This is a genomic window from Fodinibius sp. AD559 (assembly GCF_052712805.1).
On record NZ_JBQPVW010000009.1, the window covers coordinates 1 to 25,820 of the forward strand.

General features: G+C 42.1%; 23 protein-coding genes and 1 tRNA gene. 11 read left to right on the forward strand and 13 right to left on the reverse strand.

Annotation, left to right across the window (positions count from 1 at the left end; all coding sequences use genetic code 11):
* The 4 genes from ACQ4LT_RS13865 to rpsL form a co-directional block, all read right to left on the reverse strand.
* Positions 1 to 77, reverse strand: a 77-nt coding sequence (locus ACQ4LT_RS13865; RefSeq protein ID WP_441000376.1) for a hypothetical protein, incomplete at its 3' end; no start/stop codon positions are given.
* Between the two features lie 21 nt (positions 78 to 98).
* Positions 99 to 2,249 carry an elongation factor G gene (fusA, locus tag ACQ4LT_RS13870; protein WP_445666658.1) on the reverse strand — a complete coding sequence of 717 codons (2,151 nt, stop codon included), beginning with the start codon at positions 2,247 to 2,249 and terminating at the stop codon, positions 99 to 101.
* 26 nt (positions 2,250 to 2,275) lie between these two features.
* The gene (gene rpsG / locus ACQ4LT_RS13875; RefSeq protein WP_445666659.1) at positions 2,276 to 2,743 is read right to left on the reverse strand and encodes a 30S ribosomal protein S7; all 468 of its coding nucleotides are present in this window, start codon (positions 2,741 to 2,743) and stop codon (positions 2,276 to 2,278) included.
* 36 nt (positions 2,744 to 2,779) lie between these two features.
* On the reverse strand, positions 2,780 to 3,151 hold the full coding sequence (gene rpsL, locus ACQ4LT_RS13880; protein ID WP_095607485.1) for a 30S ribosomal protein S12: 372 nt from the start codon (positions 3,149 to 3,151) through the stop codon (positions 2,780 to 2,782).
* A gap of 197 nt (positions 3,152 to 3,348) precedes the next feature.
* Here rpsL and recG point away from each other — a divergent pair, with 197 nt between their 5' ends.
* A complete protein-coding gene (gene recG / locus ACQ4LT_RS13885; RefSeq protein ID WP_445666660.1) occupies positions 3,349 to 5,418 on the forward strand; it encodes an ATP-dependent DNA helicase RecG in 2,070 nt (689 codons plus the stop codon).
* A 95-nt stretch (positions 5,419 to 5,513) separates the two neighbouring features.
* Here recG and ACQ4LT_RS13890 read toward each other — a convergent pair whose 3' ends face one another.
* Positions 5,514 to 5,972: a DUF4112 domain-containing protein gene (locus ACQ4LT_RS13890; RefSeq protein WP_445666661.1), complete on the reverse strand. Its 459-nt coding sequence runs from the start codon at positions 5,970 to 5,972 to the stop codon at positions 5,514 to 5,516.
* Between the two features lie 150 nt (positions 5,973 to 6,122).
* The gene (gene typA, locus ACQ4LT_RS13895; RefSeq protein ID WP_445666662.1) at positions 6,123 to 7,943 is read right to left on the reverse strand and encodes a translational GTPase TypA; all 1,821 of its coding nucleotides are present in this window, start codon (positions 7,941 to 7,943) and stop codon (positions 6,123 to 6,125) included.
* 283 nt (positions 7,944 to 8,226) lie between these two features.
* Here typA and ACQ4LT_RS13900 point away from each other — a divergent pair, with 283 nt between their 5' ends.
* The 3 genes from ACQ4LT_RS13900 to ACQ4LT_RS13910 all read left to right on the forward strand — a co-directional run bounded on the left by ACQ4LT_RS13900 (position 8,227) and on the right by ACQ4LT_RS13910 (position 12,031).
* Complete coding sequence (locus tag ACQ4LT_RS13900) at positions 8,227 to 9,003, forward strand: SDR family oxidoreductase (protein WP_445666663.1); 777 nt, start codon at positions 8,227 to 8,229, stop codon at positions 9,001 to 9,003.
* Between the two features lie 108 nt (positions 9,004 to 9,111).
* Positions 9,112 to 9,531 (forward strand): secondary thiamine-phosphate synthase enzyme YjbQ, encoded by a 420-nt coding sequence (locus ACQ4LT_RS13905; RefSeq protein WP_445666753.1) that lies wholly within the window; start codon positions 9,112 to 9,114, stop codon positions 9,529 to 9,531.
* Between the two features lie 127 nt (positions 9,532 to 9,658).
* The gene (locus ACQ4LT_RS13910; protein ID WP_445666664.1) at positions 9,659 to 12,031 is read left to right on the forward strand and encodes an FUSC family membrane protein; all 2,373 of its coding nucleotides are present in this window, start codon (positions 9,659 to 9,661) and stop codon (positions 12,029 to 12,031) included.
* Between the two features lie 125 nt (positions 12,032 to 12,156).
* Here ACQ4LT_RS13910 and ACQ4LT_RS13915 read toward each other — a convergent pair.
* The 7 genes from ACQ4LT_RS13915 to ACQ4LT_RS13945 all read right to left on the reverse strand — a co-directional run bounded on the left by ACQ4LT_RS13915 (position 12,157) and on the right by ACQ4LT_RS13945 (position 18,098).
* Positions 12,157 to 12,246 (reverse strand) — tRNA-Ser (locus ACQ4LT_RS13915).
* A gap of 76 nt (positions 12,247 to 12,322) precedes the next feature.
* Positions 12,323 to 12,889, reverse strand: coding sequence for a hypoxanthine phosphoribosyltransferase (hpt, locus tag ACQ4LT_RS13920; RefSeq protein ID WP_445666665.1), 567 nt, complete (start codon positions 12,887 to 12,889; stop codon positions 12,323 to 12,325).
* A gap of 12 nt (positions 12,890 to 12,901) precedes the next feature.
* Positions 12,902 to 14,251, reverse strand: coding sequence for a tRNA lysidine(34) synthetase TilS (gene tilS, locus ACQ4LT_RS13925; RefSeq protein ID WP_445666666.1), 1,350 nt, complete (start codon positions 14,249 to 14,251; stop codon positions 12,902 to 12,904).
* On the reverse strand, positions 14,223 to 15,017 hold the full coding sequence (locus tag ACQ4LT_RS13930; protein WP_445666667.1) for a biotin--[acetyl-CoA-carboxylase] ligase: 795 nt from the start codon (positions 15,015 to 15,017) through the stop codon (positions 14,223 to 14,225). The genes tilS and ACQ4LT_RS13930 overlap by 29 nt, the downstream gene beginning before the upstream one ends.
* 26 nt (positions 15,018 to 15,043) lie before the next feature.
* On the reverse strand, positions 15,044 to 16,087 hold the full coding sequence (locus tag ACQ4LT_RS13935; protein WP_445666668.1) for a bifunctional phosphoglucose/phosphomannose isomerase: 1,044 nt from the start codon (positions 16,085 to 16,087) through the stop codon (positions 15,044 to 15,046).
* Between the two features lie 6 nt (positions 16,088 to 16,093).
* Positions 16,094 to 17,821, reverse strand: a complete 1,728-nt coding sequence (ptsP, locus tag ACQ4LT_RS13940; RefSeq protein ID WP_445666669.1) for a phosphoenolpyruvate--protein phosphotransferase — start codon at positions 17,819 to 17,821, stop codon at positions 16,094 to 16,096.
* The gene (locus ACQ4LT_RS13945) at positions 17,814 to 18,098 is read right to left on the reverse strand and encodes an HPr family phosphocarrier protein (RefSeq protein WP_445666670.1); all 285 of its coding nucleotides are present in this window, start codon (positions 18,096 to 18,098) and stop codon (positions 17,814 to 17,816) included. Before ACQ4LT_RS13945 ends, ptsP begins: the two co-directional genes overlap by 8 nt.
* Positions 18,099 to 18,259: 161 nt before the next feature.
* Between ACQ4LT_RS13945 and gatC the strand changes: the two genes are divergently transcribed.
* From gatC to ACQ4LT_RS13980, 7 genes are all read left to right on the forward strand, one after another.
* Positions 18,260 to 18,547 (forward strand): Asp-tRNA(Asn)/Glu-tRNA(Gln) amidotransferase subunit GatC, encoded by a 288-nt coding sequence (gene gatC, locus ACQ4LT_RS13950; RefSeq protein ID WP_445666671.1) that lies wholly within the window; start codon positions 18,260 to 18,262, stop codon positions 18,545 to 18,547.
* A gap of 117 nt (positions 18,548 to 18,664) precedes the next feature.
* Entirely contained in the window at positions 18,665 to 21,151 is a 2,487-nt protein-coding gene (locus ACQ4LT_RS13955; protein ID WP_445666672.1) for a YfhO family protein, read from the forward strand.
* Between the two features lie 6 nt (positions 21,152 to 21,157).
* The gene (locus ACQ4LT_RS13960; RefSeq protein ID WP_445666673.1) at positions 21,158 to 22,078 is read left to right on the forward strand and encodes a glycosyltransferase; all 921 of its coding nucleotides are present in this window, start codon (positions 21,158 to 21,160) and stop codon (positions 22,076 to 22,078) included.
* A 48-nt stretch (positions 22,079 to 22,126) separates the two neighbouring features.
* Positions 22,127 to 22,927, forward strand: coding sequence for a sulfotransferase family 2 domain-containing protein (locus tag ACQ4LT_RS13965; protein WP_445666674.1), 801 nt, complete (start codon positions 22,127 to 22,129; stop codon positions 22,925 to 22,927).
* A 61-nt stretch (positions 22,928 to 22,988) separates the two neighbouring features.
* Positions 22,989 to 23,708, forward strand: coding sequence for a sulfotransferase (locus ACQ4LT_RS13970; protein ID WP_445666675.1), 720 nt, complete (start codon positions 22,989 to 22,991; stop codon positions 23,706 to 23,708).
* 45 nt (positions 23,709 to 23,753) lie between these two features.
* Complete coding sequence (locus ACQ4LT_RS13975) at positions 23,754 to 24,833, forward strand: DegT/DnrJ/EryC1/StrS family aminotransferase (RefSeq protein ID WP_445666676.1); 1,080 nt, start codon at positions 23,754 to 23,756, stop codon at positions 24,831 to 24,833.
* 2 nt (positions 24,834 to 24,835) lie between these two features.
* On the forward strand, positions 24,836 to 25,819 hold the full coding sequence (locus ACQ4LT_RS13980) for a sulfotransferase (RefSeq protein ID WP_445666677.1): 984 nt from the start codon (positions 24,836 to 24,838) through the stop codon (positions 25,817 to 25,819).
* Position 25,820 lies beyond the last annotated feature (1 nt).

The window sequence follows — 25,820 nt, forward strand, 5'->3', positions numbered from 1 at the left end:
GTCTTCCCGTGGTCTACGTGACCTATCGTTCCTATGTTTACATGTGGCTTGTTTCGCTGAAATGTCTCTTTTGCCATAATACTATTAGTTAATGATGTTTAAGATCGTTCTTCCAGAATTTCTTTTTCTACATTGTCAGGGACAATCTTAAACTCAGCAAATTCCATCGTGGAAGTTGCACGTCCCTGCGTCATTGATCTAAGATCAGTCGTATAACCAAACATTTCTGACAGAGGTACTTTGGCTTTCACAACTGAACCTTCTTTGTTGTTATCCATCTTGCCAATAATACCTCGTCGTCCATTTAGGTCTCCAATTACATCTCCCATAAAGTCTTCGGGGGTAATCACTTCGACGTCCATAATCGGCTCAAGAATCTTCGGTGAAGCCTTTCTTGTTGAGTGACGAAATGCCATCTTCGCACAAAGCTCAAAACTCACCTGGTCAGAGTCTACATCGTGATATGAACCGTCAAACAAGCGAACCCCAATATCTTCGACAGGATAATCAGCCTGAATACCAGAATTCATAGCCTCTTTAAAACCTTTTTCTACAGAAGGAATAAACTCGGTTGGAATATTACCACCTTTTATCTCATTGATGAATTTAAATCCTTCTTCTTCATCAACAGAAACGTTCTTATCCTCCTCGTCAAATTCTTCAAAATGCTCAAGCGGACCGATTTCAAATTCCATATCGGCAAATTTACCGCGGCCACCAGACTGCTTTTTATACGTTTCGCGATGGGTAACGCTTGAAGTAATGGTCTCCCGATAAGACACTTGAGGAGCACCAACATTAGCCTCAACTTTAAACTCGCGTTTCAAGCGATCAACAATAATTTCCAAGTGGAGCTCACCCATTCCGGCAATAACGGTCTGACCCGTTTCCTCATCAGTATTTACCTGGAATGTAGGATCTTCTTCAGCTAATTTAATCAATCCGTTCTGCAACTTTTCAGCATCAGCCTTTGATTTAGGCTCTACAGCCAGCTTAATAACCGGTTCGGGAAATGTAATATCCTCAAGAAGTATTGGGTCTTCCAAATCACAGAAAGAATCTCCCGTTCTCACCTGCTTAACCCCAACTGCAGCAGCAATATCACCGGCACGTACAATCTCGAGGTCTTTCTTTTCATTAGCATGCATCTCAAGTATCCGGCCAACTCGTTCCTTTTCACCCGTCGTGGCATTATATATATATGAACCTTTTTCCAGTTCACCAGAATATACACGGAAAAATGTCAACTTACCCACATAAGGGTCTGTCATAATTTTAAATGCCAAGGCAGAAAACGGTTCCTGCACGCTGGGCTTACGCTCTAACTTCTTGTCGTGATCCTGGGGATGCTTACCAATAATTGGAGGAATATCATAAGGACTTGGCAAATACTTAATAACCTTATCAAGTACCGTTTGAACTCCCTTATTCTTAAGGGCAGAACCACACATTACAACAGTAATATCTCTGTTTAGTGTAGCTTCACGAAGAGCATTTTCAATCTCCTCTTCACTAATTTCTTGATCCATCAGATAATTCTCCATCAGAGCATCATCATGATCAGCAATAGCCTCGATCATTATCTTGCGATACTCCTTAGCCTTTTCTTTGAGATCATCCGGAATTTCAATCTCGTCATACTCCATACCGAGCGTTTCCTCATCCCAGATGATACCCTTCATCTTAATAAGGTCAACAACGCCACGGAATGTATCTTCCACTCCGATTGGAATCTGAATTGGTACCGGATTCGCATTCAGCTTATCTCTCATTTCCTCAACAACGTTGAAGAAATCAGCACCAACACGATCCATCTTATTCACAAAGGCCATTCGGGGCACATCATACTTGTTAGCTTGCCGCCAAACAGTTTCGGATTGCGGCTGAACAGCACCAACTGAATCAAAGACACCGATCATGCCATCCAAAACTCGAAGCGAACGCTCTACCTCAACGGTAAAGTCAACGTGACCGGGAGTGTCAATAATATTAATGCGATGATCTTTCCAGATACAGTGGGTAGCAGCAGAAGTAATTGTAATACCTCGCTCCTTCTCTTGATCCATCCAGTCCATCTGGGAAGCGCCATCATGCGTCTCACCAATACGATGCGTTATACCTGTATAATACAGAATACGTTCTGTCATCGTCGTTTTACCAGCATCTACGTGAGCCGCAATTCCAATATTACGGGTACGCTTAATGCGGTCTACTACTTTTGGATCTGTTTTTGTCTTCGTCTCAGCCATTACTATAAATTAGTATCGTAAATCGTTTAAAATCTAAAGTGTGCAAATGCTTTATTTGCTTCAGCCATGCGGTGAACTTCATCCTTCTTTCGCACCGCTCCGCCTTCATTATTTGATGCATCTAACAGCTCACGAGATATCCGTCGAGCCATCGACTTATCGTTTCGCCCCTTGCTGGCCGAAATCAACCAGCGCATTCCAAGCGCAGTACCTCGATCAGGACGAACCTCCACAGGTACCTGGTATGTTGAGCCACCCACTCGTCGTGCGCGAACCTCAACAACCGGCGTTACATTACTGAGGGCTTCTTTAAATACTTCCATCCCCTCTTCACCGGTTTCTTCTTCAATTATTTCAAAAGCCTGATAAAGAATTTTTCGGGCAACATTTTTCTTGCCGTCTCTCATCAGATTATTAACGAAACGCGTTACCAGCTTATCACCAAATACGGGATCTGGTTGAACATCGCGCTTATCTGCTGTCTTTCTTCTCATATTCTTATCGGTTTATTTCCTACTCAACAATTATATCTAATTTGGCTTCTTAGTACCGTAAAGACTTCGACCCTGCTTGCGATCCTCAACACCAGCAGTATCGAGCGTTCCCCTTACGATATGGTAACGAACACCGGGCAAGTCCTTAACACGACCGCCACGAACAAGCACAATACTGTGCTCTTGCAAATTGTGTCCCTCACCGGGAATATATGCAGTTACCTCATATCCATTCGTCAAACGCACACGAGCAACCTTACGCAAAGCCGAATTTGGCTTTTTGGGCGTAGTAGTATAAACTCGAACGCAGACTCCGCGTTTTTGCGGACAGTTTTCTAAGGCAGGCGCCGTTGTTTTACTCGGCTTACTTTTTCTACCTTTGCGAATAAGTTGTTGTATTGTAGGCACGATTTATAAACGCTTAATTGATTTTTCGGTCGAACAAGAGTTGCCAATGATAAGGAATTTGCACCTACTAATGCAAGAAAAAAATGGTATTTATTTCTATTTTTATCCCATCGGACTCTTTAGTTTGTAAAACGCCCATAAAGTAGCTCAATTTTCCTCAAATAAGTAGTATAAAGTAATATATCAGTATATCTATTTTGAAATTAGTTGATCTTCCAAACTTAAGTACCAAGCGATTAAAGGCCCTTTCTGAGAGCGGAATCGATTCTCTGCTGGACCTGTTAAATTGGTTTCCACACCGGTATTTAGACCGTACAACCGTTCTCCCTATTCGAAAAGTGAAAGGCCAAGGCGAAGAAGTAACTGTAGCTGGGCGCATAAAAAAAATACAGCACAAGGGATACGGAAAAAAGAAAAGACTTGAAGTTATTTTACAGGATGATACTGCATCCCTTAAAGGCGTATGGTTTAAAGGAGGATATTATATAAAGAAACAATTCTCTGAAGGCGACGCAGTGGCCTTCTTTGGAAAAGCCAAACAGTATGGACGCTATATTTCTATGGCACATCCCGAATGGGATAAAATTGATGACACTTCGGATATACAAGATCTCAAACAGATAGTACCCATTTATCCCAGTAACAAAACATTTTCGAAGCGCCGAATCACCAGCAAACTTATTCACCAATGGCAAAAGGTTATCCTAAAACACGAGCGTCCGCCGGAATTTTTACCTGGCGAAATTCGCAATCAACACGATCTGCCAAAGCGGCACGAGAGTTACCGCATGATTCATTTTCCCGAATCCCAATCGGAATACAAACAAGCTTTTAAGCGATTCAAATTTGAGGAGCTCTTCCTTTTTGAGCTAAGTGTAGCTAAAACAAAGCATGAAATTATTGAAAAAGCGCAAGGTCCTCTTTTTGAGGATATGGAAAACTACACCCAGCAATTTTTTAATGAACATCTCCCCTTTAAACTAACTGGCGGGCAAAAGTCCGCTCTTTCGGATATCAAAAAAGATGTGCGCTCGGGCAAACAAATGAATCGACTCATTCAGGGCGATGTGGGATCAGGAAAAACGATCGTTGCACTCGGTGCTATTTTGATGGCACTGGACAATGGTTACCAAGCTGCATTTATGGCTCCGACGGAAATTCTGGCCGAACAGCACTTTCGAACACTTTCGGACTTTTTGGATCCGCTGGATATCAATATTCGGTTACTGGTTGGCAATCAAAAAGCAAGCTTGCGAACTGATATTCTTACTGATATTGAAGGCGGCAATTGCGATATTGTTGTCGGTACTCATGCCGTTATCCAGGATAAAGTCAACTTTAATAAACTCGGATTGGCGGTCATCGATGAACAGCATCGCTTTGGCGTGAAACAGCGCGCCGAAATCCTCACCAAAGGGTCACATCCACATGTGCTTGTAATGTCAGCCACCCCTATCCCCCGCTCATTGGCAATGACTTTATACAGTGATCTGGATATCTCTATCATTAAAGGGATGCCCGGCGGACGCAAACCCGTTAAAACGGCTGTTCGCCATCAAAGTAAACACGATGATATCTATAACTTCGTAGAACAAGAACTCCGTGACGGCGGTCAAGCATATGTGGTTTATCCATTAGTAGAAGAATCTGAAAAAATGGATCTCAAAGATGCTACCGCCGGATATAAAAAACTCAAAAAACGCTTTTCGGATTTTGACGTCGGACTACTCCATGGACAGATGAAATCTGAGGAAAAAGATGGCGTGATGCAGCAATTTATTAATAATGAAATTCAGGTACTTGTTTCAACTACAGTTATTGAAGTAGGGGTTGATGTGCCAAACGCCAGTATTATGATTGTAGAACACGCCGAGCGATTCGGGCTTTCTCAACTCCATCAGTTGAGAGGACGCATTGGACGCGGAAAGCGACAGAGCTACTGCATTTTAGTGTACGGACAAAAAGTAAGTAAAGAAGGACAATTCCGCCTGCGAAAAATGGCACAGACGAGCGATGGATTCAAAATTGCAGAAGCGGATCTCGAACTACGCGGACCGGGAGATTTTCTGGGTACCAAACAAAGCGGACTCCCGGAATTTCGTGTAGCTGATATCGTTGAAGACCAATGGATTCTGGAGCAGGCAAAATCAGCAGCATGGAAGGTTATGAATGACGATCCCGATCTGCAAATATCGAAGCACCAAGAGTTAAAGAAAGTCTTCACTCCCTATTATAAAGAAAAAAGTAAATTTTACGGGATGAGGTAGGAATTAAAACTGATGAATTTTGAATCATGACTATTGTGCTGACGACTAACAATTTCTTTTGTTTTTCCGCATTTGGCCCGAGCTGTCAATTTATTCTAAAATACCAGATCGAGTAGTTCGGCAATAGCCCATCCGATGAGCAGAGTAATCCCTATAAGTATTGCAATAAACTGAATGATCACAAACCATATCCACAGACGACTTTCGGTGGTTGTCTTCTCAGGATGTTCTTGCAATTCATCTAAAATACGGGCATTGCGTAGATTGGCTTTCCAATAGACATCAAAAACTTCTCCTAACACTGGGATTGAGCCAATGAGTACATCCAACAAAATATTGATAAACATACGCCCCAGTACCGATGCCTTACCTCCTAACAAGGCAGCCTGAATCAGAAAATAGACCGAAATCATACCCGCAAATACATCTCCAGCTCCAGGAATAAGTCCAATCAGGGGATCAATTCCAAAACGGATATTGGTATTAGGAATTTTGAACTTGCTGTCAAGGAGTTCGGCAAATTCAGTGGCAGATTTTTGGTTATTGTTTGGCATAAAGCATTTTCATTGTAATATCGTCCTTTTTATTTCAGAGGATCATATTAAACGCACAATAGTTTCCAAGTTGATCCACATACAGCCAAAATAAAAGATGCCATCACATAAGTAATGACATCTTTATACAGTACTTACTTTTGTAATTACCTATGCAAACTGCTTATTCTTCTTTGCTCGCTTACGCTCATTGAAATCGAGATGTTTTTTGCGGATACGCAAACTTTTGGGCGTTACTTCCAGTAGCTCATCATCATCAATAAACTCGATGCACTGCTCCAGACTCATCTTCTTAGCAGGAGCAATTTTCACATCATCAGCACTTTGTGTAGCGCGATGATTCGTCAAATTCTTCTTTTTCACCACATTTACGACCAAATCATCAGAGCGGTTATTGATACCAATAACCTGTCCCTCATACACTTTGTCGCCGGGCTCAACCAGAAACGTACCGCGATCTTGTAATCCTTCAAGAGCATAACTGGTTACTTCTCCTTTTTCCAGTGCAATCAATGTTCCACTATTACGGCCCGGAATTTTTCCTGCAAAAGGCTCATAAGCATCAAACTGTTGATGCATAATACCCGTACCACGTGTTTCGGTAAGCATTTCACCACGGAAACCAATCAAACCGCGGGAAGGTACCTTAAAAACAAGTCGATTGTTTTCTCCCTCCTGGGTCATAGATGTCATAATTCCTTTCCGTTGCTGGAGATTATCAATCACCCGGTTGCTGTAGTCTTCGTGAACATCTACCACCACCTCTTCAAAAGGTTCGTGCTTTTGACCATCAATTTCTTTGTAGAGCACTTCGGGACGAGATACTGAAAATTCATATCCCTCGCGCCGCATCGTCTCGATAAGGATAGCCAGCTGTAGTTCACCACGTCCGGACACTTTATAAATATCCGGATCTTCGGTCTGCTCCACTTCAATAGAAACATTAGTGCGAGTCTCACGCATCAATCGATCTTTAATCTGATTGGATGTCACATAATCCCCTTCCAATCCCGCAAAGGGAGAATCATTCACACGGAAAAACATCGCCATCGTCGGCTGGTCGATATCATAATAATCCAGTGCAGTCATATCGGTAGTGGCCGTAAGCGTATCGCCGATATCCACCTTTTCATATCCGGCCAGCGCAAAAATATCACCGGCTATCGCCTTTTCAACGGGCTCACGCTTTAATCCATTAAACGTAAAAAGTTTTGTCGCCTTGGCTTTCTCTTTGAGATCTCCATTGCGATCGAGCAGTGCAATCTGCTGCCCCTGCTCAATAGTTCCCTGCTCCACACGTCCGATGGCAATACGTCCTACATAATCGTTCCAATCCATACTACTAACCAGCATCTTAAAGGGAGCATCCATCACCTGCTCAGGAGCAGGAATCGTTTCAATGATTTGCTCAAAAAGCGGACTCAAATCGTCGTTGTCATCTTCAAGCTCATTTTTTGCGATGCCGTTGATGCCTTCAGCATAAATGATGGGGAAATCGAGCTGCTCATTCGTGGCATCAAGCATCACAAAAAGATCAAAAATCTCGTTCAATACATCATCGGGACGTGCGTCCTTGCGATCAATCTTATTAATGACAACGATGGGCTCATATCCCAGCTGCAGTGATTTGCGGAGCACAAACTTGGTCTGCGGAAGCGGACCTTCAGCAGCGTCTACCAAAATAATGACTCCATTTACCATTTTAAGGATGCGCTCTACCTCTCCACCAAAATCGGCGTGACCGGGCGTATCCACAATATTGATTTTAGTATCGCCCCATTTAACGGCAGTGTTCTTCGAACTAATCGTAATTCCTTTTTCTTTCTCCAGATCGCCGGAATCCATCACACGCTCAGCGACCTCTTCATTCTCGCGAAACGTACCGCTCTGTTTTAACATTTCATCGACCAACGTTGTTTTGCCGTGGTCAACATGAGCAATAATCGCAATATTTCTGATATCCTTGTACATAAACTGTATTGATTAAAATCGGATTGAATGCCTCACAGCACTAAAATACTATAGTATCACCCTGAATTTATTTTAGAATGACACAGAAGTGCATGTTGATGAGTCGAACAATCCTATAAAATTTAGCCAGCAAAGATACGGTTTTATTTCCCCAATTCATTATTATAAAATTTTGCTTTTCCTGATCTCTGCTTAGTCTTCGATTGCTCATAGATTCTCATTTTGGTATATATACCATCAGTGAAGACTTTTCTATACAATTTGAATATAATTTTTACAAAAGATGGATTTAAAAATTGATGACCAGCGCTTTATCGTTTGTGGCGCAAGCAGCGGATTCGGACGTGCAATTGCGGAACTATTACTGGATGAAGGGGCAACCGTTATTGCCGTTGCCCGCCGGGAAAATAAACTTAAGGAGCTCAAAGAATCATACGATGAACAAGTAGATATCGTAGTCGGTGATTTAACGGATGACGAAACCCACAACGAAATTGAAGCGGCCATCGGCAATGAGCAGCTCCATGGGGTCGTTATTAATGCAGGAGGACCTCCGGCCCTGAGCCCGCTTGAAACAGCTATTTACGACTGGGATGAAGCATACGAAAATGTAATGCGCTGGAAAATCGAGCTGGTACTTCGATTGGTCTCCTATTTTACCTCTAAAGAATACGGGCGTATTCTATTTATAGAAAGCCAGTCGGTAAAACAACCGATTCCCTCATTGGTGCTCAGTAATTCATTCCGCGCCGGTGTAGTAGGATTTGCCAAATCGTTATCACAGGAAGTTGCCAACCAAGGCGTTACAGTAAATATTCTCGCACCCGGATCACACGATACCCCCGCCATTGAACGTGTTATCAAAAAAGTGGTTGATGAATCTGACAAATCCATGAAAGAAGTTCGCGAGGAGATGGAGGCTTCTATTCCGGTCGGACGCTTTGGAAAAGGTGAGGAGCTGGCTTCGCTGGCGGGATGGATTTTATCTCCCCATGCTTCTTACGTTACCGGACAGACCATCAGTCACGACGGCGGCAATATTCAGGGTCTTTTTGGATAATTAATAGAACACGGATAACACAGATTTAACAGATCCTCACGAATTTTTATTTTTAAATCTGTGGAAATCCATGCAATTCGCGTTATCTGCGTTCAATCCTATATTAATATGTGGCATCAAACAAAAATAACGCTTTCGGCGAAGTCACGGGGCTACCATATCATCACCGATAAAATTCTAAAAGAGATTCCAGAGATCAAGAACATAAACACAGGCATTGCCCATATCTTCATTCAGCATACCAGCGCCAGCCTCACCATTAACGAGAATGCAGATCCATCGGTGCGGCGCGATTTTGCCACTCATTTCAAGCGAATGGTTCCAGAAGATACCTCAATGTATGAACATACGCTCGAAGGACCCGATGATATGACTTCGCATATCAAAAGCTCAATATTGGGTCATTCGGTGAGCATACCGATTACTGACGGCAAATTTAATTTGGGAACCTGGCAGGGTATTTATTTATGCGAACACCGCAACAACGGTGGTCCTCGAAAACTGGTCGTAACATTGCACGGAGAGTAAACTATTTTCCCTTGGCAAACCGACACTACAAAATTACTGTTATCCCTTCTTTACCGATTGTAACTTCTTATATTGGGCATCATAAAAATTGAAGATCTGTGTAGTATAAAAGAGGGTCATTACTATTTTGAGGATTGCTGACCAGCTCCAAAAAGGGATTGAATACATACAGGAGGTTTCCCAAGACGAACAATTCTACCTTAGCCTGCGTCATGCTGTCGGGGCTTTAATTCCTCTTGTGATTGGCGAGATGCTGGGCTACCAAACGATTGGCCTGACAATGATGCTTGGGGCCTTTTTTGTATCCGGTGTAGATATCGCAGGTACTTTCCAATCAAAGGCTAAAGCGCTACTTATTACTACGGCCTTGTCGCTCTCTATTACCTTTCTTTTGCTACTTGCCGGAGGACAACAGCTGTTAATACTTGTTTTACTCTTTGTCTTCATTTTTGGTCTTGCCTATATCTCTCCCTTTAGTCTTCGCTATTCTCTTATGGGGATTATGGGGTATCTGGCTATTATCCTGGCCATAAGCATGACTGGACGTTTTGATACCGTATCACAGATATTACACCACTGCTTTTTACTACTCGGCGGGTCGCTTTGGTATATAGCTTATGCTTTAGCCATACACTTTTTTACCGGTACCCGGGTTATTACCCGGCGTCTTGCCCGATGTATGAAACAAACAACACATTACTTTCAACAGCGTGTGGCTCTTGTTGAGCCCGAAGTTGATCATGATCGGGGTATATTCAAATTAGCACAGCTCCAGCAAGAGCTTAACGAAACCCAAGAAAGTGTCCGTGAACTATTATTCAGCAACACCTCTTTACTATCAGGACGAAGTTCTGAGCGGCGCCGGTACTATCTTATCTTTATTGAACTTGTTGATATGCATGAATTGGCCATGGCAACCCCTATTGATTATCCCAAGGTCCGAGACCTGCTCCATCGCTACCCTGAGTATAACATTATTCGTGAAATCATTGACAAGATTCACAATGAAATACATTTACTGGCCGAAGTCTTACTCAAAAACAAAGAATATAATCGCCCTCTTAAACTTCAGGAGGAATTAGAATCACTGGAGCGGCATCTAATCCAACTAAAGCAAGATGCTTTCAGCGACAAAGAACATGATGAAGAGGCTTACCATACCTTAAAGCGCATTGAGCTGTACCTGCATAAGCAGCTCCAAAAAGTAGAAGTAATCCAAAATGTTGTCTTAGACTATAAGACGTATGAAGAAGACAAAGAGGTAACGGATAAAGAACCTTCTACCGACTTATCAACAACTGACTTACCGCAGTTTATTACACCGAACCCATTAAATTGGGGCAGTATTATTGATAACCTCAGCTTTGATTCCAGTTACTTTCGGTATGCACTCAGAACAGCTACTACTGCTGTTGCCGGCTATTCACTGGCTCATTTTTTGGGGTTTCAAAACGCTTATTGGGTACTGTTAACGATACTTGTGGTTATGAAGCCGGGATACGGCGCTACCAATAAACGCTTTTTCCAGCGTATTTTCGGTACACTCATTGGAGCTGCTATTGCCTATGGATTATATCTACTTGATCCCACCCACCTAGCATCACTCGCTATTTTCGGTATTTCCCTAACCCTGGCCTTTACCTATGTTGTGCGCAATTATGTGGTGGCCTCCTCTTTCTTTACTATTTTCGTAATATTTATGTATAGTTTTCTAAATCGTGAAATCCCCTCCATGGTAGTATTTCGCGTAATTGATACCATCGTAGGTGCCGTTCTCGTTATTGGTTCTGTACGATATTTATGGCCTTCATGGGAGTACCAAAAATTTCCGCTCCTATTACAACACTCTCTTCGTGACAACAAAAAATACTTACAAAAGGTCGTAAATTATCTTTTTCAAGGAGACTATGATGAAAAAGAATACCGCCTGGCACGTAAACAGGCCTATGTTAATATGGCGAATGTTATTTCTTCTTACCATCGACTCTCCGATGATCCTAAATCCAAGCAAAAAGGGGCTCAACTATCCTACGATATGGCACTACTAAATTATATGATTCTATCTACCACTACATCTCTGGGGATATTTTTGCAACGACATCCTAATCAACAGTTCCATTATAAAGAGTTTGAAATTATTGGAGAAGGCATTCATGATAACTTAGAACTTGCGGAATACTGCCTGAAATACTCTTCTAATTCAGCGCCCGAAAGTAAAGTTGCTAAATCTGAGCAAATTGAAGAAGCCAGCGAGGCACTGTCTAAACAGATTTATACCCTGAAAGAACAGCTGGGAACTCGTGATATGCCCTCCGCGAATCCCACGGACACGTATTTGCATTATGCCCATTTTAACTATTTGAGCAGACAATTACGCTGGATGCTTGAGCTTAGCCGGTCGATTCTAAATCGTGCTGCTTACCCTGAACGCTATACCAGTGCTTCAGAATCTGTAGATGCTGAAACAAAGCCTGTCCCGACTCATCGGGGTTCAGCATGACATGGAAATAATATTTAGAGTAGCCAACAAGTTACTTCCAAACACTTAAATGAACTACAAACAACAAAAGGCTTCGCCGAGCAAGCTTTTCCAAGCCTGCTCAACAAAGCCTTGGCGTAGTTGAGCGGAGAGGGAGGGATTCGAACCCTCGATACCCCTTATGGGGGTATACTCCCTTAGCAGGGGAGCGCTTTCGACCACTCAGCCACCTCTCCAATAAAGAGTCGCAAATATAAGTGCCTTAGCAAATTTTATCAATGGTTAACTTATATTTCTTTTTATTAATAGAATTTATTTCTCCGCATCACTATCAAGAATATAAATTTGTGCTAAATTTCGTCCCTCTTGGGCATAATCCAATCCATATCCCAATACAAAAAGCGTGGGAATTTCAAATCCCACGTAATCGAGTTGAACATCGTGATGCGTTGCTTCCGGTTTGTGTAAAAGCGTTACCGTAGCAATAGATTCAGGATTTTTCTTCTGCAATTTATCCACCAGATAATTCATCGAGAGCCCGGTATCCACAATATCTTCTACCAAAATAACATGGCGTCCTTCGATATCAGCATCAATATCTTTGAGATCGGTTACTTCTCCCGACGACACTTTTTCATCACCGTAGCTACTGAGCTTCAAAAAGTCGACCTCGCAGGAAATATCAACCTGGCGCATCAAATCAGAAAGAAAAATATACGCCCCGTTAAGTACGCCAATAAAAATAGGATCTCTGCCTTCATACTCCGATGAAAGCTCATCCCCCAATTCCGCTACTCGTTCTTCGAGTTCTTGCTGAGTAAGATATATGTTGAATGTTTCACCGTTACAAGTAACGGTTTCGGGATTATATAGTGACATATATTGGAGTAATTACTTTATTGTAAGGCAATATTTTGTTTCGGAATCACACTTAACCTGTTCCGAAATTGTGCCCGGGGATGACTGATTTTTAATTGGCGGAAAGATAAGAGCACAGATCGTTTCTTCAAAAGATTCTATGACAAGTGCTTTCTGTTTATCAGCAGCACTTACTTTACGGTTTGTTAAGTGTTCTGCAACGGTTTGATGCCCCTGCATTCCCAATGGCTGTAATCGGTCCCCCTCTTCCCATTGACGTATTGTGATAGGCCAGGATATTTTATCGGCATCCATAAAGAGAGCTTTGCTCAAATCAGGTTCGCCAAATTGTTCTACAGTTAGCATATGGTCACCAACCTCAACTTTAAAATTCCCCAACTTGCTTCGCGTAAATGTCTGGGGCTTAAAAGTGTTCTCCCCACTTCGAGTGATCACATAATATTCACGATCCCGGACGATCGAGAACTCTGAGGTAATCCCAATCTTTTTTCCCGTTTGTAATTTTTTTAGCTCGCTAACGCGATGTAAATTTTGTTGTGATATTTGAATACCCGGTTTTTGTTTTTTGATCAGGTACAACACTAATGACCGCTGCAACCCCGGATCTAAATCATCAAAAGCTTGTTTATTGAGGCCATCTTTATCGGAAATCCGGTTGACAATCCATTCCAGTGCATCTTCATAGTTTTGAGCCTCATCCCCTACGCTAAGTATATTCTCTTCCCATCCCGGGAAAAATTCTGATAGTCTATCCGTCCACTCATTGCGCAAAAAGTTCCGGGCAAAATCATTTTCTAAATTAGATTTATCAATTCGATATGGAATTTCTTTTTGTTCAGCATATTGTTCAATTTGTTCGCGTGAAATTGGTAACAACGGACGAAAAAGCTCTCCATCCCATACATCCATACTACTCCAGCTGACCATGCCCGCACCGCGCAGAAGTTTTTGCAATATCGTTTCTACCTGATCGTCTCGGTGATGGGCCAACGCAATCCCATCGGCATCATACTCCTCGGCCAAATCCCTAAAAAAGCGGTATCGAACATCGCGTGCCCACCGCTGAAAGTTTTGTCCCCGGGCTTCGTTGAGATTGGCTTTTTTAAGCTCAAACTCAAATCCCCATTTCTCTGCTTGCTCAGCTACAAGCTCAGCATCTTTATCAGAGGCCTCTCCTCGCTTCTGATAGTTCACATGCGCAACAATTCCCGAAATATTAAACCTATACAAGCTATGGAGTAAACTCATAGAATCTATGCCGCCGCTAACTGCGATAATCAACACGGGCGCTGTACTATCAAAAGTAGAATCTATCGACTCCTTAACGGCCTGTTCAATTGGTAACGAGTTGGATCTGCTCATAAGAAAATGAATCTATTCCGCCATCTCTGTTCAACATCAGTAATGCTCCGTTCTCATCAATACCCAATAACTTATACAATTCATCTTGTATCTCATCATCAATTTTGAGACCAATCCATTGCCCGTATCCAATAATATTCCGGTTAATCGCCTTTATTAAAGATGCTTGCTGCTGCTCCCATAATGTATATTTATACTCAATGCGGTTTAGCAGATCTGCCAAAAATTTCTCGCGATTTATGGTTTCTCCCTTCTCCAGCGAAACAGAGGTGGCAATATCTTCTAACTCATCGGAGAATTTTTGCTGATTGATATTCAAACCAATCCCAATAATTAAACGATCAAAAGTATTACCGCTAAAAACCGTTTCTGTTAAAATGCCGGCCGTTTTTTTATCATTCAGGATAATATCATTGGGCCATTTTATAGCTGCACATGATGCACTTAAAAAGTCATTTAGCTTCTCAACTATCGCTAATGCACAAGCTAAGGTCAAGACATGAAAACGTCCGGTATCGGCAGGTGTAAGCACAATCGAAAATGTAAGGTTTCGTCCTTTTTCGGTCTCCCATCTCCGCTCATATTGTCCCCGTCCCCTCGTTTGATAATCCGTCAAACAAAACAGTCCATGTTCTATTTTTTCGGGTGCCAGTTTTTTTAGATAGGTATTCGTTGACTCTAACTCCTCAAAATACCGAACGCTGTGCCCCAACCATTGGGTATTCAATTGTTGAAGAAATACAGACTGATCAAATGTTGAACTCAATGTTCTGAAATACTAAGGGTTAAATATTATGCTTCAGCCAACTTACTTTTAAGAAGATCTATTTTAGTAATGGGCGTAGGATCTATATTATTCACTATTGCCAGATAGAAGCTTGTCCAGTCAGCCAATTGAATGAGTGAAAACATACGTGTGAGACGTGTTTGTCCTCTTGTTTTCAGGATATGGAGTGAAGCAGTTTGATCTTCTACCAGCTCCTCCACAATCTCCATACGGCGCTGTATCCTCGGATTATCCTCCTTGTCAACCAATAAGATCACCGACAAGCGGCCGGTTAGGTGTACAATACGCTCCCAACCTACAATTTCATTGTGATTCATTTCCGGAAGCGTATTACCGTATGCCAACGTCTTAGCATTTTCTGCAAACTGATTTCGCCACCTAATATTCACCGACTCCATCATTGTAGCATCGGAGTAAACAATCGGTAACGTATCGTTAATCTCTTCCGCTAAGTTTAGTGCTTCGTTATCTTGTGGATTTGAAAATATATCATTCTGCTCGGATAAAAATCGAGCTGTATCTTTCAATGCCCCATCACGCTCGTCGACTATTCCCAAGTGTTGAAAAATTCGATACAACGGCACAAAACTATATCCAAGTGCTGCACGCGGAGGCATTCCCCCGGGGATTTTAATGTAATCAAATTCCTCCTTAGCTGCCTTTACCATCAGCTCACCGCCAGATGTTACGGCTATAATTTGTGCACCCTTTTCTCGCGCAGCCGTTAAAGCCTTTAACGTCTCTTCCGTATTACCAGAAAAGCTACACGCTATAAACAAGGTGTCCTCATCCACCCATTCTGGTATTTCATAGTGTCGCACTACCTGAATAGGATATGGACTACTGTCGTAGCAAAACGACCGGATAAGATCAGCTCCCATTGCGGAGCCGCCCATCCCTGCAAAACATATATTGGAGATATCTTCTTTATCAATGGACAACTCAATATCCTTTGTATTCTTTACAGCTTCTTTCCACTGCTTGGGAAAGGTGGTTAAAAACTCCCACATATTTTGACTATCAATCGATTTAATGTCCTTCAGATCCATATACACTTATCCTTTTGTCTCCCAATTTGAAAATAAATTATCAATATCATCCAACGTTTCAGCTTGTAATACTTTTTTAGCCAGCTGTTGCATTTCAGCGTGAGAATACGATCGCAACATCTGCTTTACCGATGGCAATACCACCGCATTCATGCTCAACGTATCAATTCCGAGCCCCATTAAGCAACTGGCTGCAATCGGATCGGAGGCCAGCTCTCCACATACACTTACCGGTATTTTATTACGTTCACCGGCTTCGGCAACTTCTTTTATTAACCACCAGATAGCTGGATGACGCTGATCGTACAAATTCGATATACGCTCATTCCCCCGATCTACTGCCAAGACGTACTGCGTAAGATCATTAGTACCAATACTTAAGAAATCTGCATGACGGGCAAAAAGATTAGCCTTAAGAGCCACACTCGGTACCTCTACCATTAACCCCAGCGGTATATTTTTGTCAATGTTAATTCCCTCACTTATTAACTCTTCCTGAATCTCCCCAATAATGTTTTTAAGCTTACGAATTTCATCCATCGCTGAAACCATCGGGACCAATATGCGAATACGTCCCATAAAGCTTCCGGATGTTTTAAAGATAGCCCGCAGCTGATTTTTTAACAATTCCGGCTGCTCCAATAACATTCTAATTCCCCTCCAGCCGAGAAAAGGATTCTGTTCCTTTTCTTCATCACCAAAAAACTTATCTCCTCCCACATCAAACAATCGTATTGTAACCTGATGGGGAGCGGTCAGTTCAAGAATGGAAGTATAAAAAGCTACCTGGTGATCAATATTTTGAAAATGTTTTCGGCTTAGATAAATAGACTCTGTTCGCAGCAATCCCACCCCTTGAGCCTGATATTTATTGGCGATACTCAGCTCCTCGGCAAACTCGATATTAGCCTGCAGCGTAAATGGTTTTCCATCAGATGTTTTATTCGGCTTTTTACACAAAGACTCAAAATCAGCCTGCCTTTTACTCTGCTGCTCAATCAGACTTTCATATTTTTGCCGTGTTTCATTTTTAGGATAAACAATCACCTCTCCGTTACGTCCATCAAGCACCACTTCATCATCAGAGTTGATAATTTCAGTCGCCCTTTTAGCTCCTACTACTGTAGGGATATTCATCGACCGGGCAATAATTGCAGCATGTGATGTGGCTCCGCCCCGATCAGTAATTAATCCTTTGATATCACGGCTGGAAAATGAAATAATCTCCCGGGGACTCATTTCTTGGGCTACCAAGATCGTACCCTCTTTAATTTCATCCCCTTTGTTGTGGATGATCTGTAACAAACGATCGCGGATATCAGAAATATCCACTGATTTATTTTGGAACGTCTCTCCATGATTTTCGCGAATTACCTGCAGGTAATTTCGAAAAATACTTTCTACTGCTGAATCAACCGGTTTGTTATTTGCTGAAATTTCTTGCTCCACCCGATCGTGAAGTTCCGGATCTTTTAAGATGGCAATCTGCATCTGAATGAGGTCAGACAAATCTTCCATATCAGTATTCTTCAGCAATATCTCAAGTTCATCCTCGGCTATATCAAGAGCCTCATAGAATTTATGGATGTGATCTTCTACCTCATCATCGGCAATTTGAGTATCAGAGATATGCGGACGCACGCGTTGGTAAAGACTGGCATTACCAATCACAATACCAGGACAGGCAGGAGCCCCGGAAATATACCTCTCTTTATGATCCACCTGGTCACTCATTTTCATCCTCGTAAACTTCACCAAATCCATCATTAATCAGCTCACTAATAGCCTCAAAAGCTTCTTCCTCATCAGGGCCGTCAAGTTCCAGCTCAAGCTCTGCTCCTTTTTCAGCAGCAAGGGTCATTACCCCCAGAATACTCTTACCATTTATCTTATACCCATACAAATGGATGTAAAAATCTGACTCATACTTCGATGCCAACTTTACCAATGCAGCAGCAGGTCGTGCATGCAAACCGGCATCATTAACAATAGTTATTTTCTCTTTTATCATCCTATATTATTTAGTTTAATGCGTAAAATGCCAATTATTAAAGTAACTATCCACAGCTGTTGACAACAAAATACCGTTCACAGAAGGCTTCGAAAGAATTGTAAACTTAGCTGCTGTTTTCTTAACTTATTTGCCATTTATAACTACTAAAACTAAACTTCATGTCTGTAACAAAAAAGGACGTAAACTACGTTGCCGATCTGGCTCGTCTACAACTGAATGAAGAGGAAACGGAATCGTTGGTGAATGATATGAACCAGATTCTTGACTATATGACTACCCTCGAAGAACTCGACACATCTGATGTAGAACCACTCGAGCACGTTATTGATCTGGAATATCGCCTGCGTGATGATAAAGCTAAAGAACCGCTTTCGCACGAAGATGCCCTTAAAAACGCACCCGATGCTGACACCGATTACTTCCGCGTGCCGCGTGTTATTGAATAATATTACTCATGTCATGCTGTCCCGACTATTCGGGATAGCATCTGAATATACTCCAAAACTTAGATCCTGCATATAAGTTCAGGATGACATATTTTAAATTGCATTAAGTCCATTGCCTTGAGTTCTAACAAAGAACAAACCCATTCTTTAAAGGAAGATTTTATTTCAAAACTATCAGCCAATAAGAAACATTGGATTTCACTGGCTGTGCTTTTTATCCTACCGCTGTTGCTATACTCAGCCATCTTTTTTGGCGGCAAGCAATTTCTGGGCAACGACGTTCTGCAGTGGCGGGCCGGTGCCGAGTCTGTCATAGAACATGTTGACACCTACGGTGAGCACCCGCTTTGGGCATCCAATATGTTTTCAGGAATGCCGTCAACTGTCATACATAATCCTCCGCCCCCACCCAGTATCGATTCTTTCTTTAAGTGGATCGGAGGACAAACTCATCCCCTGGCGTTCTTTTGGATATTATTGAGCGGCGCATATGTCTTTTTTGTCGTTCAAAAAGTTCGCCCGTTTTCGGCCGCCATTGGGGCTATCCTTATGGGATTTACAACCTATCTGCCCATCGTTATTGAGGCGGGTCACTACGCTAAATTTATGGCCTTTGCGTTTATCCCCTGGATGTTTGTAGGCTATTATCTGATCTCCCGATCTCAAAAAAAACTGTTAGCCTTTTTTACTTTTGCACTGGCGGTGACGCTACAGCTCCGGGCGAACCATCCCCAGATAACTTATTACTTTTTGTACCTGCTGGGTTTTTGGTGGATGTACGACAGCTGGCTGGCCTATAAAAAAGATGAACTATGGGATTGGGCGCAGCGCACCGGGATCGCCTTTGGAGCGGGTGTTCTGGGAATCATCTGCAGCATCGATTTATACTGGCGGCTCTACGAATATTCACAATACAGTACCCGGGCAGGATCCACCCTCGAAACATCAGGTAGTGGGGGATTAACACTCGAATATGCTTTCAGCTGGTCGCAGGGGGTTGGAGAGCTATTAACACTCATCATCCCGGGACTCTATGGCGGATCATCCGGCGAAGCCTACTGGGGACCAAAATCGTTTACCAGCGGTCCGCACTACTTCGGAGCCATCGCTTTCATCTTAGCCTTAATAGGACTTTTCGCATACCGCAAGAAAATAAAGTACCTCTTCTTTGGCGTGGGTTCGCTGACCCTCATGTTTTCGCTGGGCCACAACCTGCCGGCATTCAATGAATTTGCATTCAACTATATCCCCTATTTTGATAAATTCCGCGTGCCCGAAACCTGGCTTATTGCAACCGTTTTCTGTTTTGCGGTCTTGGCTGTATATGGTATCGAAGCTCTGTTTGATATCGCAAAAGACAAGCAGAAATCCATAAAAGAATTATATACCCCACTGGGTATTGCCATCGGTTTGGGCGTTATTTTTGCCTTCGGCAGTAACGCGCTGCTTTCTTTTGAAAAGCCGGGAGAATTCAAACAGTACGCTCAACAAGTTGCACAACAGAACAATGTATCGCCTGATAATCCCCAGGTACAACAGCGTGTTCAAAACTTTATCAACACGCGGCTAAAACCCGATCGCAAAGATATGGCCAGTAGTGATTCGATCCGCTATCTTATTTTGGCCTTACTTGCAGGGGGACTTATTGTCGGATTTGTAAAACGGAAAGTCAGTAAAGGATATCTGCTCATTGGCTTGCTCGTTCTTGCGGCCTACGATATGCTCAGCGTTGACAGCCGCTACGTTAATGAAGATCAAATGGCTTCGGATGCCCTTGAAGCCGAGCAAATGATCCAACAGCAGCAAACACCGGCCGATAAATTTATTATGCAGAATATTAATTCCGGAGACGGCTATCCCTATCGTGCCTTTGCATTGGATCGCAATCCCTTTAACAACGCCATTCCCTCGTATTTTTATCCTACCCTGGGCGGATACTCCGGGGCAAAGCTGGCCCATTACCAAGACCTGATCGATCACTTGTTAATGGATAATCAAACGGGCTTTAATCACGCTGTTCTGGACATGCTGAATACAAAATATATTACCATTCAGCAGCAACTTCCCTTTGGGGGATATACGGAGGTATTCAGTAAAAATAACCAGCGGGTGTACCGCAACAATGATGTATTACCCAAAGCCTTTTTTGTGGATTCTGTTGCCACCGTTGATTCACCTCAACAGGCCGTTGACCGAATGAAACCTTCGGCTAATTTTAATCCCTCTGCAACAGCTATTGTAGAAACAGATGATGCAGTCAGCTCATCTGCAGATACTGCGGCTCAGGTTACTATAGAAAATTATAAACCTAATGAAATTACGCTCAGCACCAGATCCGAAAAAGAACAGTTTTTAGTACTGAGTGAAATCTACTATCTCGTCGGATGGGAAGCCACCATCGACGAAGAACCTACCGAAATATATAAAACCAATTTTGTGCTTCGTGGGCTGGAGGTTCCGGCCGGTGAGCATACGGTACAATTAACATTTGAGCCGACATCAAACATTTGGGGCGGACGCATCGCCTGGGCGGGACATATTGCGCTATATTTTCTGGGGATTACAATTGTTGTTAAGTCCTTTAGAAAACAGGATCAAGAATAAAGAACTATGGGAAAAGCGTCCGGCATTTCTTTTGTTATTTGTACCTATAACCGGGCACAATATCTACAGGACACCCTGCAATCTCTGCTCGAAAATGAAGCCGATCCCGATCGTTTTGAGCTTTTGATTGTCGATAACAACTCATCTGATGAGACGCCTGATATTGCTCATACATTTATCGACACCTACCCCAACCACGATATCCAATATATAAAAGAACCACAGCAGGGACTTTCATTTGCGCGCAACCGCGGTATCAAAGAGGCGAAAAATCCAATCATTACTTTTCTTGATGACGATATCTCAACGGATATCGACTTCATAAACAACTGGCTTCATTTTTTTGATACTTATCCCAATGCACAATGTGCAGGTGGAAAAATCGAAGTTCAGTTTGACGATCCGCGTCCCCATTGGATGTCTCACTTTCTGCTTCCACTATTGGGACACCACGATTGGGGGGATAGAATTAAAAAATACAAACGGCACCGATATCCATTTGGCGGGAATATGGCATTTAAGCGATCCGTTTTTGATGAGTACGGCTTTTTTGATACGGAACTCGGTCGCAAGGGAAATCAATTAAAAGCCAGCGAAGAAAAAGAGTTTTTCCAGCGCCTGAAAAACGCAAATACTGATATCTATTACGTACCCAATGCAAACCTGTATCACCGGGTTGATAAGCAGCGGCTTACCAAGGAATATATCAAAAGACAAGCTCTTGGATTAGGGCAGAGTATTGCATTACAGCTGAAAGAAAAAACAGTGGCAGATAAATTCGTCAAAGGTGCCGGCGAAATTTTCAAAATGATAATTACGCTGGGATTATTCCTGCCCTATACCCTAACTTTTCAACTTTCGAAGGCTGTAATGCTTATCAAATTTCGTAAATGGATTATAGAAGGCTACCTTTCGGTTAGTAAATAAATTTATATCGGTTTATCGATTCAGATTTATATCTAATTTTGCCTGACAATGATTTTAACAAACGACTTTGTCTTTATTCATTTTCCAAAGAATGCCGGATCATTTGTCACCCAGTGCTTAAAGAAAGTCTACGATGGCAGATCCGATAAAACCGAAGAGAAAAAAATAACAGACTACTTTTATTACCTCTTCGACGGGGAACGCACGAACTATTCCAAAAAATACATGTCGAAAGCACTGGCCTACACCGGGAAAAAAATAAAGACGCAACATCAGGGGTGCGACGAGATTCCACAAAAACATCGACATAAGCCCATTGTAAGCACGATACGAAACCCATTTGACCGGTATGTATCACAATATAACTTTGGCTGGTGGAAAAGGAACCCGGTTTTAAAAGAAGAAAGGCTCAAACAGATATTTCCCAGCTTCCCGGATCTCAGCTTTTCTGAATACCTTGACCTTGTACTGAATTACAACTTGGAAAATACCAAGCAGAAAAATGATATAACGCTGGATATCGGTATTTACAGCCTCTACTACATCAAGCTTTTCGGCAAAAACTATTTAGAGTTACTCTCCTCAATAAATAGTATTGATGATCTGGAGGAGCACCATTTTTATGATGCAGATTTCCTACACCAGGAAAATTTACGTGAAGATCTGTTTCAGTATCTAAAACAGTTTGGATGGCCTGAAGAAAAACTTCAGGTGGTCTATGAACACAACAAAGTAAATACCAGCCGAGATGATTTTTCGTACCGTGAATATTATTCACAGGATAATATCGACTTGATTAAAGAGAAAGAAGCCTTAATATTCAAGTTATTTCCATCTTATTCATTTTAAACACGTGGGGAATTTCCCTGATTTTAACATCTATGGTTACTCTTCCCACAATGAATATTTTATGATAAAGAAGTTAACAAATTATTTTCCTGCTGGATTAAACATATTTGCAAGAAGAACACTCAACAAGCTTTTAAAGCCTACGAAAGAACGAGTTTTTTGCATCTCCATGCAGCGAACCGGTACGACTTCAACGGGTGATTTCCTGGCTGATCACGGCTATTCTGTCGCCGGATGGACGGTATCAGACTATTATAATTGGCCGTACCTTTGCTCCACTGGCAACTATAATGCTATTTTCAATTCTGCTTCTTTTAACGCACATAATGCCTTTGAAGATTCTCCGTGGTATCATCCCGGCATGTATAAAAAGCTGTATCACCGGTTTCCAAATTCTAAATTTATTTTATTTCAGCGGGATAGTGACAAATGGTTCGACTCAATGATCAGACATTCTGGTGGCAAGACCCCGGGAAACACCTTTCGCCACTGTCAGGTCTATAATCGATTACCGGAATTTTACAAACGACTGGAAAACGACGATGATTTTCGTCCGACGCTTAACCAAAACGACAACCTTATGAGCCTAAAAGGAAAAAGAGAACACTACAAAAAGGTTTATGAAAGTTACAACAATGAGGTTATTTCTTTTTTTGAACACTCAAATCCTGACAGGCTGTTTACTGGACAACTTGAGAACCCGGATAAATGGAAAAAGCTGGGCGACTTTTTGGACCTTAGCGTAGATAACAATTATCACAAGCATTCTAATAAATCCTGATGAGCACTGTTTTAAATATAATAGCTCATCAACAAAACGTACCCGATGGAAGATAAGATACCTGTTACACAACCTTTTTTGCCTCCGCGTGAGGAATACGAGTCATTCCTGGCAGATATTTGGGATCGCAACTGGCTTACCAATAACGGACCTTTGGTACAGGAACTGGAAGATAAGCTGAGTAACTATCTTGGAGTCAATGAGCTCAGTTTAGTCAGTAATGGTACTATTGCACTTCAAATTGCTATGAAAGCCCTGAATTTGGAAGGTGAAATTATTACAACACCTTTTTCGTATGTAGCAACCACAAGCAGTATTGTTTGGGAAAACCACACCCCTGTTTTTGTTGATATCCATCCGGATACGTTTAACCTGGATCCTCACAAAATTGAAGAAGCGATTACCCCAAAAACATCGGCCATCATTGCCACGCACGTTTATGGAAATCCTTGCGATATTGAAAGTATACAGGCCGTCGCCGACCGCCATGATCTTAAGGTTATCTATGATGCAGCCCACTGTTTTGGCACAAAATATAAGGGGCAATCTATCTTCAACTATGGAGATATCAGCACATGCAGTTTCCACGCCACAAAACTTTTCCATACCGTAGAAGGAGGAGCCGTTGTCACCGATGATCCAGACTTGCGACAAAAAATAAACCTGATGCGAAATTTTGGTCACGATGGGCTAAACAATTTTACCGGCGTAGGCATTAACGGCAAAAATTCTGAGCTACATGCGGCCATGGGGCTGGTAAATCTCCGGTATATTGATTCAGTACTTGCCCAACGCAAAAAGCTGAGCGGAATCTATGACCGCCATTTAGAAGATGCTGATATTAGCAAGCCTACCATACAATCCCATTCGGAATACAATTTTTCTTATTATCCGGTGTTGTTTAACAGCGAAAAACAGCTTACCGAAGTTCAGGAAAAGTTAACGGAAGCGAACATCCAAACGCGCCGGTACTTCTATCCCTTACTTTCCAAACTCGATTACATAAACGGAAGGGCTACACCTGTTGCAAATCGAATTTCTAAACGGATTTTATGTCTCCCCTTTTATCATAAGCTTTCTGAAGAGACGATTACAAGAATCTGTAAGATCATAAAAAGCGTTTAATTATGGAACTCAAACGAGTTTTTATCCTTTACTCAGAACGGTCTGGCAGCAACTTACTCCGCGTTCTTTTAGGTAATCATCCCGATCTTGCAGCTCCGGTTTCTCCACAGTTTTTTGACAGCTTTACCCCTCATGTTGAAAAGTTTGGGGATCTTAGAAAAAAGGAGAACAGCATCAAGCTTATTTCACATTTGATCAAATATGCCAATCATCCATTCAGTGACTGGAACCTTGATATTTCAGCGGAGGATATCTATTCTGAATTCAGTCCTCGGAATTTTATTGAAGCAGTGGATGCCTTATACGCTTCCAAAGCTCAAGAGGAGGACAAGTCAGGCTATGTATGCAAAGAAAGACATTTATTTAACTACAGTGGACTTGTAATAGCCAGCTTATCTGATATAAACTGGATTTTTCTGCATCGCGATCCCCGTGATGTCGTAAGTTCCTGGCTAAAAAACAATATGCTTTACTTCACTGCCTACGAAGCAGCACAATCTTGGAAAGAAGATCAAAAAAAGTGCCTCGCATTGCACCATGCCTATAACGTCTCTTACCATCAGCTGAGTTATGAACAACTTATTACCGATACAGAACAAACCCTGACGCCCCTGTTGAAATATATAAGCCTAAATATCGAGGAACAGTGCTTCCAAAATGAGCAAGATAACGAGGAAGCTAGTCGAAATGTGCTGTGGAAGAACCTGAACAAACCCATTGATTCATCAAACAAAAAGAATTACGTGGATATTCTTTCCCAAAAACAAACCTTGATTGTTGAATCCGTCTGCAAACAACAGATGAAAACACTTGGCTATCAATTAGAAACGGATGGACAATGGGCTCCCGCTATCGGAGAGAACAATTATCAATATTTTAACAAGGTCAAAGAGCTTTTGAATCAAAAAATACGGTCAAATAACGAAACCTCTGATCTTCTACAAGACCGAAAGAAATTGAAGCACGAACTTATAAGCCGTTTATAAC